The sequence below is a fragment of the Clostridium sp. genome, assembly GCF_021372645.1.
In the GTDB taxonomy this organism is placed as follows: domain Bacteria; phylum Bacillota; class Clostridia; order Clostridiales; family Clostridiaceae; genus Clostridium.
The window spans coordinates 21,033-35,330 of sequence record NZ_JAJFUC010000046.1 but is presented as its reverse complement, the minus strand read 5'-3'; the positions used below and the strand labels follow the sequence as shown (position 1 = coordinate 35,330).

General features: G+C 24.7%; 11 protein-coding genes. 9 read left to right on the top strand and 2 right to left on the bottom strand.

The features are described from left to right. Positions 1-312: 312 nt before the first annotated feature. On the top strand, positions 313-909 hold the full coding sequence (locus LLF98_RS08000) for a hypothetical protein (protein WP_291702576.1): 597 nt from the start codon (positions 313-315) through the stop codon (positions 907-909). Continuing rightward, complete coding sequence (locus LLF98_RS07995) at positions 887-2,941, top strand: AAA family ATPase (protein ID WP_291702574.1); 2,055 nt, start codon at positions 887-889, stop codon at positions 2,939-2,941. Before LLF98_RS08000 ends, LLF98_RS07995 begins: the two co-directional genes overlap by 23 nt. A gap of 105 nt (positions 2,942-3,046) precedes the next feature. Here LLF98_RS07995 and LLF98_RS07990 read toward each other — a convergent pair whose 3' ends face one another. Both LLF98_RS07990 and LLF98_RS07985 read right to left on the bottom strand, forming a co-directional pair. Beyond that, a complete protein-coding gene (locus tag LLF98_RS07990; RefSeq protein ID WP_291702572.1) occupies positions 3,047-4,579 on the bottom strand; it encodes a hypothetical protein in 1,533 nt (510 codons plus the stop codon). A gap of 542 nt (positions 4,580-5,121) precedes the next feature. Beyond that, positions 5,122-5,403, bottom strand: coding sequence for a hypothetical protein (locus LLF98_RS07985; protein ID WP_291702570.1), 282 nt, complete (start codon positions 5,401-5,403; stop codon positions 5,122-5,124). 253 nt (positions 5,404-5,656) lie between these two features. Here LLF98_RS07985 and LLF98_RS07980 point away from each other — a divergent pair, with 253 nt between their 5' ends. The 7 genes from LLF98_RS07980 (at position 5,657) to LLF98_RS07950 (ending at position 14,282) form a co-directional block, all read left to right on the top strand. Next, entirely contained in the window at positions 5,657-6,037 is a 381-nt protein-coding gene (locus tag LLF98_RS07980) for a hypothetical protein (RefSeq protein ID WP_291702568.1), read from the top strand. Between the two features lie 318 nt (positions 6,038-6,355). Then, positions 6,356-6,919 carry a recombinase family protein gene (locus LLF98_RS07975; RefSeq protein ID WP_291702567.1) on the top strand — a complete coding sequence of 188 codons (564 nt, stop codon included), beginning with the start codon at positions 6,356-6,358 and terminating at the stop codon, positions 6,917-6,919. A 157-nt stretch (positions 6,920-7,076) separates the two neighbouring features. Then, complete coding sequence (locus tag LLF98_RS07970; RefSeq protein WP_291702566.1) at positions 7,077-8,870, top strand: hypothetical protein; 1,794 nt, start codon at positions 7,077-7,079, stop codon at positions 8,868-8,870. A 6-nt stretch (positions 8,871-8,876) separates the two neighbouring features. Continuing rightward, positions 8,877-10,085 (top strand): lecithin retinol acyltransferase family protein, encoded by a 1,209-nt coding sequence (locus LLF98_RS07965; RefSeq protein ID WP_291702565.1) that lies wholly within the window; start codon positions 8,877-8,879, stop codon positions 10,083-10,085. Positions 10,086-10,156: 71 nt separating this feature from the next. Further along, entirely contained in the window at positions 10,157-12,238 is a 2,082-nt protein-coding gene (locus tag LLF98_RS07960; RefSeq protein WP_291702564.1) for a hypothetical protein, read from the top strand. A gap of 30 nt (positions 12,239-12,268) precedes the next feature. Continuing rightward, complete coding sequence (locus LLF98_RS07955) at positions 12,269-12,991, top strand: hypothetical protein (RefSeq protein ID WP_291702562.1); 723 nt, start codon at positions 12,269-12,271, stop codon at positions 12,989-12,991. Between the two features lie 274 nt (positions 12,992-13,265). Continuing rightward, positions 13,266-14,282 carry an FRG domain-containing protein gene (locus tag LLF98_RS07950; protein WP_291702560.1) on the top strand — a complete coding sequence of 339 codons (1,017 nt, stop codon included), beginning with the start codon at positions 13,266-13,268 and terminating at the stop codon, positions 14,280-14,282. Positions 14,283-14,298: the final 16 nt, after the last annotated feature.

The following is a 14,298-nucleotide window of genomic DNA, read 5'->3' as shown; positions in this document are numbered from 1 at the left end:
GAATTAAATTTATTGATGCATTCTTCCCAACTGGCATTATCTAATTTTCTAGACATATTAGTCCTCCCATTAATAATTATTTAATTTAACTTTATCAATGAGAGGACAGGCTATCTAGATACTTAATTTTTTACGCTTACAAATAATATATATGTAAAAGATTTTGATAATAAACATCAAGTAATAGAAGCGTATATAGCAATTTATAATAATGCGTGTATAAATAAAGATATTGATGGTAAATATCATATTTACATTGGAAAGAGTTATAAAGAATATAAATTAAAGTACTCTTTTGTAGATATATATTGTATGTTATTTAACATACAACATCCTCAAGAAGCAATTATACAATTAATTGAGTTATTAGATATTCATGTTTCAGACGCAGACCTATTAAAACAGATTTATAGAAATAATATTAAGAAGATAGAAAATATATCTAAGAATAAATATCCCAATTTGTATAAGTTAGTCAATAAATATATTTATGTTTTAAAAGAGATATTAACTATTGCTATTAGACAAAGCAATGCAAAAAGTATAAACAAGATAAAGTATTCACAGAATGATATTGCAGAAAGAGTTGGACGCCCCCAAAGTTCAATACTTTATTATATAAATGGATTTGCAGTGCTTGAATTTTATGAAAAAGAAGAAAAAGAAGAAACTAATGATGATAAATCTGTTAAGAATAAAACAACACAATATATTATTCCGGAATATACAGAAGAAACATTTGTTAAAGCAGAAAATCTATCTAAACAATTATTAGATAAAGGTATACGATTTTCTAAAATAGAAGCTAAAGCTATAATTGAATGTTTTGGAGAAAACATAGCTAAAAAGGTATTTAAAGATAAAGTTTTAAGAAAGAAGATTTGGAATGATGATAAAATTTATTGTTAGAAATATAAAAATAAAGGACAAGAAGAAAGGGTTTACCAAAATACACGCTCAAAAATATGAAGATGATGATATTATAGATATCATCATAATTTGTGAATATTATTATAATTTTACAATTGGAAATGAATATCTGGCAGAAGTTATAAAATACGACCAAGGTGATTCAATAGTTGAAAATGTAGTTAAATGTGGTGTAGATAAAATAGTATTAAAAGAAGCAAATGGACAGTTACAAAAGATAATGAATAAAGATGATATAGAATATTATTTAAATATTGATTCTATGCAAAGCATTATAGATGCAGTTAAGTTAAATAAGTATGATGATGAGAAAAAAGATTTTGCAATAGACACTCTTTTTCATTTTAAAAACAAGGACAAGCTCATAAATTTAAAGGATAAATATAAATTGAAAAATGAGATGATAGGGTTTTTTTTAAGTAAAGATTGTACTAAAGATATAGTTGACATATTAATTAATAAGCCTTATATGTTAGTAAGATTTGAAAATAACAATAGTAATATAAACAAAATAAAAAAAGACAATGATACAATAACATTAAGTAATATTTTAAGAAGCTTGTATAAAGATTGTAGTAGGGGGCATATATTTTCTTATCTTAGAGATGTAAAAAATGAATTTACTGATATAGATATAAATAAAATGTTATCTATTTTAGAGAACGATGGCTTAGTTAGTATTGAAGAAGATAGAGTATATCTTACAGAAAATTATTTATTAGAGGATTCTCTAATAAATAATTTGTTAAAAAGAAGAGAAATTAAAAATACAGAATTAACGTTAGAAGATAATGAAAAAGTTAAAGGAATTATTGATAACAGTGTTAAGGTGTTAGATTTAAAACAACAAGAAGCTATATTTACAGCTTTAACTAATAATATATCCACAATAAGTGGCGGAGCAGGTAGTGGCAAAACATTTACTATTTGTACATTGGTAGCATGTATAAAAGCTTTAAATAAGAATATATCAATAGCTTCTTTAGCAGGCAAAGCAGTAAATGTAATTAATTTAGAATTAAATAATTTGTATATATCAGCAACAACTATACACAGATTTTTAAATAAAAAAGAAGATGAGTTTTACGAAATTAATAAAATAAAAGATATTGATTATTTAATAATAGATGAGACATCAATTTTAGATTTAAAGTTATTTTCGGAGCTGTTTGAAAGTTTGGAGCTAAGTACTAAGATAATTTTGGTTGGAGATACACATCAACTTGAGCCTGTAGGAATGGGACAAGTATTTAAAGATATAAAAGAAAGCAATACGTTTAGCATTACAATACTTAATGGAAATCATAGGCAGAAGGATAAAAGTTTAATAGCTAAAAATGCAGAAAAGTTATTACAGTATGAAGTTAATTGTAAGTATGTACCTAATTTTGAATATAAAAAATATGAAAATGAAGAGTTCAAATTTGTTCCTTGTAAAAATACAGAAATATCAAATCAAATATTAAATGAAATAGAAATATTACAAAACAATGGATACAATTTAGATGATATAACTATACTTACTCCTGTAAAGCAAGGAGCAAATGGTGTAGCAGGCATAAATAAAAAGATAGCAGATAGATATTTTCCATATGAAAAAATAAATAAAAATCTTTCTATTAACAATAAAGTAATACAAACTAAAAATGATTATAACTTAGAGGTTTTCAATGGGGAAATAGGTAAAATTACTTATATTAGCGAAGAGTTTAATGATACTACTCTAATTGTAGATTATGGGTATAAGAAAGTTAAATATAAAAAAACTGTAAATTTAGATTTAGCATATGCTTTAACGATTCACAAGATGCAGGGAAGTTCAAATAAGGTTATAATTTTAGCCGTGGATGAGAAAAAAGAAGAATTATTTAATACTAATTTAATATATGTAGCAATTACAAGAGCAATTGAAAAAGTAATCATTATTGGAAATAAACAAACTTTTGATGAAGCAGTGATAAAAGTACCACCAAGAAGAAATAGCATGCTTTTGGAAAGATTAAAGGGTTAAAGTATAGATTAAAATAATAAATTTTTATGATTTCTAATTTAAAAAATTTTAAAATGGACTTGTTAGAATATTTACATAACAAGTCCATTTTTTATTTAAAGCTAATTAGTCTTTTAAATTAGATACTATTTCATGTAATGTGTTATTTATGTTATTTGTATTTTTTAGAAAATTATATTTTATGTTATATTTTTCTATTAGAGATTTAATTTTAAAATATAATGAATGTGTCATATTAATATTGATAAATAGAAAATCACAATTATTTATAAATGATAAATTATTATTTTTTTGTTCTACACCTATAAATTGCCATTTGGGGAATAATTCTTTTAATTTTTTAGTCCAAGAAGTAGTCCCACCAATGATTACTATATTTTTATCTTTAATAGTAGATAAATCTAATTCTTCAGTTACTGCAATCTCGTCTTCAATAGTATTTTGTAAATTAAAGACAAATTCTCTTAGCTTTATAACTTCTGTCTTTAGTGCTTTAGTATCATTTATATTTTTCTTTAGAAGAGAGTTTTCCTTTTTTAATAGCTCAATTTCTTTCAATAAGCTTTGTTCTTTATCTGTTAATGTTTTTTCCTTAATTTCAAAATCCGCTTTTAATTTATCTACTTCATTTACAGAATTTTTCAATTTCTCCTGTAAATTATGAATTTCAATTATACTTTCTTCAGATACATATTTAGAATAATCAGCTCTTAAATTTTTATATTCTTTATTTAAAATAGCCATATATATTGCGGATATTATGTATGGGTTTAGGCTTTCTTCATCAGCATAATCATCAAAGTTTTTAGTAAGCTTATAGCTTAATAAGATTTCTGAGATTTCTCGTGACGTAAAGCTTATTTTCTTAGATATTCCAGTAGCATTTAGTTCTAAACATTTATATAATCCTTCCATTAATCCAATGTTTTTAGCTATCTTGCCAGACTTTTGAACTATGCTTGATGCATCAAGTTCGTTAGAATTAGGATTATTTTTTATATACATAGATATTTCTTTGTTAAGAATATCTGTAATCAAGTCATCAGCAATGTAATCTTTATTTTTTATGCCAAAATTATTTTTTAACTTAATAATGTCTTCCTTTTTATGTTCAATAATTTTATAAGAAAAGTTTATTTTCTTATAAAGAGCTAAAACATGAACATCATCTAACATAGCATCAAATTTATAATCAGCAATATTAAAAGGCTCTAAAAGACCTCTTATTGAATAAAAATAGAATGCAGATAAAGCATCAATAGAGCTTTCAGAATTAGTTGCATCAACAAATTTTATAATATCTAATATTTTTATAGAATCTAAATTCTTAGTATTATTATAAATTTTCCTATATGCTTTTTTATATAGATTTATTATATTAGTTGTATCATCTTGTTTTATTGAATCTTCTGATATACCTATCATTTTTTTTACATAAATTTCTGTTTTATAGCTCAAACCTTTATTTAAAATGGTGTTATATGAAGCGCTATCCCTATATGCTTGTAGATATAAGTGTTTATTTTTATTATATATTTCATCTATATCCTTATACATCATTTCTTTAGATGCAATAGATAGGCAAAAAACATTCTTCAATATTTCTGTAGATTCTTTAATACGTGATTCAATATCCATAAATTCATCCCCAACCCTTAATAATATATAATACAATAATAAGTTTTTTTGAATTAAAAATCAATATTTGTGCTAAAAATGTATAAATGTAAAATATATCATACAGCACTTGCGTGCAGATTAAAGGAAATAAATAAGAACTTAGTTTAAAAGATATGATATACATATAATTTACAATTATATATAGCTAATTGAAGTTTATGTATGTCACAAGTGCTATTAAACCAAATAGTAGCTATGAAATATAAATTATATAGATAAAGCTTTAGAGGGATAATAAATTAGTTTAAATTTTAATATTTAAATATAAGAATTTTTCATTTTAATAAAAATAGTAATTGAGTATTTTTATTAAAATGAAAAATTAAAACAACATATTTTAAAATACTAAAATGAAGTTGTAAAATTATTGTATTTTATTTTAAATTATACTTTCAGATAAAATTAATTAAAATTTTAAAATAAACTTAATTTCAGCATAGGAGTAAAGCTTTATATAAAGTTTATAAAATTAAAATAAAGTAGAGAATCTCTACTTCATTTTAATTTTCAGCTACTATTTCTAAATAATAGTCTGTTATTACAATTTTTAAACCTGAATTTGAGTCTAAAATCAAATAATCCTTTTTTAAACTCATAACAGAAAATTCAAGATTATAATTTTTAATGGAGTCGTTAATTAATTGAATATAATCTCCTAAAAAAACCTCATCTGTACAAGTTAATAGTTTTGAAAATGTTATAGAATTATCATGTAAAGATATTAAAATCTTTTCTTTAATTTTATCTAAATCAAAAGTTGATGTTATTGCTGATACTGGCATTTTAATAGCCTCCTTTGCTCTATAATATAAATTATAGATGCTATGGTAGAAAATTATAACTAAAAATATGCACTATCAAAAATATAGTATAACTATAAATATTTATACTATAAATTCATGAAAATAATGTAATCATTCCTAAATGCAACTATATTATAGGATATATAATATTGAATAAATGTAAAATAATAAGTTGTTATGTTAAAAATGTAAATAAAGATGTATAATATAAATGAAAAGGGGGGAATTATATATGTTAAAAGTTTATGATGGTTATTTTGATTTAAGTTGTTTTAAAATATGTTTTCCATTTGATGAAGATATATATGAAGAAGAGAAAGCTAAATTTGGAGAGGAATATGCTAATTTACATGAACTCGCATGGGAAGAAGGGATTTTTATAGACGTTATATATTATTTAGATTTTCCGAAGTGGGAAATAGAAGTATATATGATGAATAATCAGAATGATGAGGTAGTTAAAATTTGTGAACCTGAATTAAACGATATGGTTTACGAATTGGCGGATGATTTAGATAAAGAAGAAGTTGGAAAAAGGATTGTTGATAAATTAGAGGAAATCTCTGCAAGAGGAGAAATGATACAGTATTTACGCCAAGTAGTTGAAGGATAAATTTATTAATGTAAATAACTTGGAAATGTTAAAATAGTTTAATTAAAATGAAGGCTACTTTTTATACTTAAATTTTAGCTATAACAACAATTTTAATTTATAAACATAAATTAGTACAAGTTAATAATCTATTGAATATTGAAAAGTTCTAAAAACGTTCGTTTTTAGGACTTTTTTTGAATGGAGAAATATTTATAGAATAATAATAGTTTTTAGTGCCAAAACTATTACCAAAATCAAAGTTTTATAACTGTTGATGTTTAAGGTTTTTAGAACAAAAATAATAATGTATTAACCACAAAAGAGGAGGAATCATTTTTGATATTTGGATATGCACGTGTGAGCACTCATTTTCAAGATTTAGAAAAACAAATATTGCAACTTCAAGAAGCAGGATGCGAAAGAATTTTTCAAGAAAAAATTACAGGTACAAAATTAGAGAGACCTGCGCTTCAAAAATTATTAGACCAGTTAAGACCTGAAGACCAAATTACAGTATGCGATTTATCACGTATTAGTAGGTCAACTAAAGATTTGTTTAAATTAGTAGATATTATAGAGGGGAAAGGGGCAAACATAAAGTCTCTTAAAGAGAGCTGGATGGATACAACTACACCACAAAGTAAGCTGATGTTTACTATATTTAGTGGTATATCACAATTTGAAAGAGATATGATTAGTATGAGGACAAAAGAATCACTTACAGTTAGTAGAGCTCGAGGACGTATCGGTGGGCGACCATGTAAGGATACGAGAAAGATAGACATTGCTCTTAAAATGTATGAAAGTAAAAATCATAGTATTAGTGAAATAACTGAGGCTACAGGAGTAAGTAAAACTACATTATATAGATATATTAAATTGAATAAAGATAACAAATAACATTATTAATGTATTACAGTATAAATAAACTTGATTAGAGCATTTATACTGTATTTTTCATATATACATATATAGAATTATGTTTAAATGTGGAATATAATTTATATTGTAGTAAAAAATGATATAATTCAAACAAATACTAATGAGGTGGTGCAATTTGGCAATTAAAGATGAAAGTAAAATTTTAGATGCAATACGACAACAAAGATGGTATTTTTTAAAAAATAAGCCTAATATATTGTTTGATAAAGAAACTGGGTATTTATGGCCTAATTTAAAGAATTTTAAATATGTGATTGCAAAAGGAAAATTTTATACAAAAGAACAATGTAAATCCTTGGCCATTGAATTAAATTTAGATGGTTTCGGTGAATGGGAATTGCCGGAACCCAAAGATATAAGATTAATCACAGTTGATAAGGAATTTCCATTTTTTGAAGGAAGCAATTACAAAATTTTAGGCCATAATTCTGTATATATATACAGTAATTATATAATAGAATCTGCAATTAAGTTAGATTCTGATTATCCAATGCTGATTATATCAGATACAGCATATTTTATTCCAGTAAATAAAAATGTGAGTAGTGAAGAATATATAAAAGGTAAAAAAGCAACATACTTAAGTAAAGAAGAAAAATTAAATTTAACATTAGAACTATTTAAAAAATACGAATTTGAACCAATATTTGATAATGATGAAATAACTCAATTATATAAAAAAATATATTTAGATAATCAGAATAACAATGAAAATAGGAGAAATTTAAATTTGAAAGAACTTAACTATGTAGAGTTTATAAAATTATATGATATTGAAGAAATAAATACATCTATTATTAAATATTATGAAGGAATACAAAACTGGATATATGACCTTTTGAAGTATTTAGATGCATTTGAATTATCTAATAATGAATTAATAAGGGAGATTAATGAAATTTCTTTCACTGTATCAAAGGTTTCCAGTGATAAGTACAATCTTAGTGAACAGGAAACAGAATTATTTAATAATAGAATAAATTTGTTAAAAGAGAAGTTTAATATTTCTATAGGAGAATTGAAAAATAAATTAATAGTATTCAAAGTAGAAGCAGATAAAATAGAAGAGAAAATTGAAGAAATAAATGGTGACAACAATATTTTAAATGAATTAGGTAAATTAGAAAAAGAAGATAGGGCAAGTTTTAAGTTTATTACAGAAAACACATTTAATATATTAAAAAAAGCTTTATCTAAAGTAAAATATATTGAAGTTAATAGAGAATTTGTAATAAACATTATCAAAATCGAAAATATATGGAATGAAAATTATAAAACATTCAAGAGTAAATTGAAAGAAGATTTTAGCAAAGACTGTGAAGAAGATTCTATAGAAAAAGAATTAATAGACGATTGGTTTATCGAATGGAATAGAAGTAGATATATAATAGAAGAAAAATTATCACAATTAATCAAATTAGGTATAGATAGTAATGTAGAGCACGAAACAGTAGGTGCCTTAATAAATATATTACAAACTTATAAAGATGAAATTGATAAATTTTATATCAAAGAAAGAAAAGGTATATATCAAAAATTTGCATTTCAAGCAGGCGGAGATTTACAAGAAAAATTTGAAGTTGAAAGCTTATTATATAAAACAACAGCTAAATTAGAAGAAAAATTACAAGATATAATATTTGACAGTGAAGATTCTTATAGTAAGATTAATATTTTAAGATGGGCTGAGGAAATTATTAATATACAAGTTGATGAAGTGTTGGAGTTTATTGAAAATAAGGAATTAAGCAATATATCAAAAGATGTGTTAATTGAATTTTCTAAATTAAGAGAAAATAATTACACAGAGTATATTTCAGATATTAAATCATATGTAGAAGAAAGAGCTATTAGAGAAAAGCAATACAATTCATTAATGTTTAAGATGAGGAAAGAGTTAATGAGGTAATTTGATATGGAGATAATTAGAGGACCAGTAATTTTTGATGTTCCAGATGAAGAACAGGAAATATGGGTTAGAAAGAAACCAAGTAAAGGTGAACATATAAAAGTAGATAGAGGATTATACACACATCATGGAGTTTACATAAGTAATGATGAAGTAATACATTTTACTGGTAGCGAAGAAGATAGTGTTTTAGATTGGTCAAAGCCAGAAGTAATTAAAACGGATATAAGCTATTTTTTAAAAGATGGAGAGCTTGAAGTTAAAGAGTATACAGATGATGAATTACAAGATTTATATCCAGTAGAACATATTGTAGCTTATGCAAGAGCATGCTTAGGGGATAAAGGATATAATTTAGTGTTTAATAACTGTGAGCATTTTGCCAATGTATGTACATTAGGAAGATTTAGAAGTGGACAAGTTGAAAAAGTATTTAATTTAATTTTATGGAGGAATAAATTTATGGGATTATTTAGTTGGATAGGTGGATTGTTTAAAGGGAACAGTAGTGGAGGAAGTAGAAGTACAAGCAATACTAATACTACATATGAGCCAGATAAAGTGAGAATTGCAGAAATAGAATCAGAGACAAAAATTAGACTTGCAAATATGGAAAAAGAAAGAATTGATTTAATGACCAATGCACAAATAGATGTATTAGAAAAAGAATATTATTGCAAAGTCGCTCTTGAAGAAGCAAAAGCAAGAGGATTTAATAATATTGCAAATACAATTGTTGGGATGCAAGATAAATTAAATGAGGTTGCTGAAAAAAGAATGCAAATAATCGAAAAAGGCTCATTGCAAATAATAGGACAGGTAGAAAACTTTTATAAAGAATTAAATGACAAAATAACTAAAGACAATCAAGAATATAGTGAAATAAAACTTCCTAAGTTACTTGAAGTATTAGAACAATATGATGAAAGTTCACCGGCACATAAATTGTATTTTAAAAGAATAGAAGATGATATGAACTCACAACTTCAAAGTTTTAATAAACAAATAGAAGGATTGACAGATAGACAAAGTAAAATAATAGAAAGTTTCTTAAATTCTAAAGAAAAACTGATTGACCAAACAGCTCTAATTACAAATAATTTAATAGATAAAATGCTTTCAAATGATATAAACAATGCAGAATTAGAAGCTACAAATGATATTAGAAAATTAGGAGGCAGTTCTAATAAGAGGTTGTTAGGTGAAGGGAAATAAAAAAAATAGAGCTAAGGGATAAATTTAAACTTTAAAGCAGATTAATAAGTGAATTAAAGGGGAATAGGGATATGCAAAATGTTAAGGATTTATTGACTCAAAGAGATGAGATACTTTCAAAGATAAGAGAAATTGAAGAAAATTGCGAAGGAATTGATAATGAACATAATGCTAAAAAAATTACTGAACTTAATATGGGAAAATCCAATTTGATTAGTAAGAAAAACAATATTTCAGCAGAACTTAGTAAGATAGAACAACAGCTTAATAAAATTAATGAAGATATTAAAAACTTATCAGGTAAAGGCATTGATAGAATATTAGAAGCTATTAAAGAGCAAAGATGGTATTACTTTAAGAATAAGCCTAAGGTATTGATGGACAGAAATACTGGACTTATTTGGGCAAATCCAAACTATTTTAAAGTTATAAAAAATGAAAGTTCTTATAAAATTGATGAGGCTAAAGAAATAGTTGAAAATTTAATAATGGATGGTCATCAAAATTGGAAAATACCTAATGAATTTCAGTTTTGTACATTAATAGATGACATAACTTTTCCAGAATATACTGGAAACTCTAAACAAATATTTGGAAATAGTGGAGTTATATTAAATTACAATGAAAAAATAAATTATATCTGGACTGATAACGATTATCCTAAAACAACAGACCACGGGGTTTTATTCCCTACATCAGAAGAAATAACTTATCAAGAATATGAAAGTAACGTATCATCAGATAATAATGTGTATACAGAAGTAGAACGTCTGCAATTTACTTTAAACTTATTTGTAAATAACAATTTAGAACCTATATTTAATAATAATGAAATAACAGAACTGTATAAAAAGATTTATTTTGAAAAACCAGTATTAATGAAGAAACTTAATGAATTACAAGAACAAATAAATGATTTACAACAAGAAGTGTTATTATCATCAACTTTTGATTACAACATATTACTTGTAAAATATGATATTAAAGCAATTGATAATTCTATAATCAAATATTATGAAGCTGTTATTAATTGGACAGATGAACTTATGGATAAAATGAGATATTATGAAGGGCAAAAGAGTGATGTTATTAGGGATTGCAATATTATTGGATTAACGTTATCTAAAAAATATGATAATAATCCTAATTTAACAGATAAAGAAAATGAATTATTAAAGAGTAGACAAGTTTTCTTTAAAAAGCATTTTGAACTTGGAATGAATAGTGTAAGCTCCAAACTTTTAGCAATTAAAAAGCAATCTGAAAAAATAGAGGAAAGAATTGAAGAAATTAATAATGGAGATAATGCAATTGAAGAACTTGCAAAACTTGAAGATGAAAAAAGAGCAAGCTTTAGATTCATTGCAGAAAATACTTCTAATATAATAAAAAATGCTTTAATAAAGATTGAGTATTTTGAAAAGAATAGGGATTTTGCAACAAATGCAGTTAAGCTTTGGGATGAGTGGACAGAAGATTATAAAGTGTTTAAGACTACTAAAAAAGATGAACTTAAAAATATTTGTGAAGAGGATAGTATTGAAGAAAATATATGGCAAGGTTGGTATGCTGATTGGAATAAAAGTAGATTTATAATAGAAAAGCAATTTCTACCTTTAATTGAAAAAGGATTAAAAGGTAAAATTACTACGAATAAATTACAAGGATATAATGAGAACCAACAACAAACTGTTATTGGAAATCTTATAGGTTTATTAGAAGAATATAAAGAGAAATTTGCTGTTTTTTATTTAGAAGAAAGAAAGGGGATATATCAAAAGTTTGCTTTCCAAGCAGGAGGAGAAGTACAAGAAAAATTTGAAGCTGAAAGTGAATTGTATAAGATAACTACAAATTTTCAAAAACAATTACAAGAGGTTATATTTAGCCTTGATAATGTAGAAGATAGGCTTTTCTTATTAAACTGGGCAAATAATATTATAGATTTACAAATAGATGAGATTTTAGATTTTATAAAAGATAAGGACTTAGATAAAATATCGAAAGATGTTTTAAATCAATTCGCAGACTTAAAAAGAAAAAATTATGATGTTTATATTTCTGATGCGAAGGCATATGCTGAAGAGCTTGCAAGGAGAGAAAAGGAATATAATTCACTAATATTTAAGATGAGAAAAGATTTAATGAAATAATAAACTTCTATAAGTGGGAGTGTGGGAATAATGGGGATTTCTGAAAAATTATTTATGGCTAAGGCACAAAAAGTATTTTTAAATCCAAGTCCATTATATGACTATGATTCAATTGTAGAGGGCTGTATTGTCAAAGACAAGTTTGATGATGAATGGACAATGAGAGCTATAGATAGAAGTATTTGGAGAGGATTTCATAGAATAGATTGTAATGAAGATGGAGCTAAAAATATTTATGTTGGTTATTTAATAAAAAATAAAACAAAGATTATTGGTGCAATAAAGAAAATAAATAATTTAGATGAACTTAATAAGTTTTCCGATAATTTATGCTCTGAAGTTCAGGCGTTATTAAAAAAAACTATTAAGAATGACAAATTAGTCTATAATAGAATAAGAGTTCCTATAGATTTGTTTTTAGAACATGTTATATCTATGGCAAAAGAATTGAATTGTTGCAGAAAAAAATTGATACCTTTTTTATTTGTTCCATTGGATGAACATACAATTGAAAAGTGTTTTACTCCAATAGAACTAATGAAAGAAGATTCTAAATCTATAACAACAATAGCTGATATTGATTCAATTGATGAATATGATAGATTGCAAAAGATTTTATATAAAAAATCCATAGAAAGAACTAAAGAATATGGTGAAAAATATTATAGAATATATTCGGAGTTATTATGGCATGATAGGTATAAAAATTGTTCTGGAGGAAATTTGTTTGAAACAAACTTGTTATACAAATAAGGAATAAGAAAAATAAAAAATAATAAGAGTAGCCTAAGAAAAATAGAGAGTTAAGGAGTAATTTCCTTAGCTCTTAAATTATATATAAAAAATGTAATTTTAAAATAACGGTATGAAATGAATTATAGAAAAAACAGCGATTTAAAGTGAATATTAAATTAAATTTTAGTAATATTGATGCAAAAAATTATATTTATTGTTATAATTTGTATAGATTTTAATTTAGTTAATCATGGAATATTTTTATGAAGTTTAGAGAGGAGTTAAGCTTGATATGGGACAAGCATATATTGCAAGGAATTTAAGTGAGTACATAAGTGTAATAAAACAGATAACAAAGAAAATAAAAGAAGTAAATCCAAGATATGAAGTTTGGTTTAGAGGACAGGAAGATTGTAATTATGATTTATCACCAAGTGGATTAAGAAATATAAAACAAAAAAACAGAATCCAGTATATGAGAAAGGATGAAGATGTAGAAATACCTGACCTGAGTAGATTGTTACGAGATTTTAAAAGAAAAGCTATAAATAATTTAGATAATACGCCTTCAACTGAAATAGAATGGTTAATAATAGCACAGCATTATGGATTAGCAACAAAGCTTTTAGATTGGACAACAAATGCTTTAATTGGATTATATTTTTCACTACCAGTGAAAAAAACATTAGAAAAAATCAGTGCTAAGGATTTGATAGAAATAATTAAAGAAAATGATTTATCATTAGATGAACTTAAGAACATTAGTAATGAAGACTTATATGATTTGAAACATCATAGGCAATATGATATTGATGAGATAAACGAAGATAAACTAAGATATAGAGATAATGCCAGAAATGCGGCCGCAGTATATGTTATGAGTCCCAATATACTAAATAAAAATGCATTCCATGTTGATTCGCCTATATATGTTGGAGATGAAAAAGTAGCAAATGATATGGAGTATTTTATAAATGCTAATTCTGAGAATTACAATGTTATTTTAAAGACCATAAGTGATAATGCAATTAGTGATGTACCTATTTGTATAAATTGTAATGAAACAGATAAAAGAATAAGAAATCAATCAGGTTGTTTTACATTACATGGATATTATTGTGCCCCATTAGATTTTTATACAATGTTTGAATCTGATATACATAAAATTTATATACCATATAATAGCGTTGAAGTTATAAGAAATGAACTAAAAGAATGTGGAATCAATAAGTATTTTGTTTATCAAGACCTAAATAGTTTATCAGAAGAAATTAATGAAGATGAATTAAAAATATTTAATAATAAGTAATAAGATTTAGAACTTT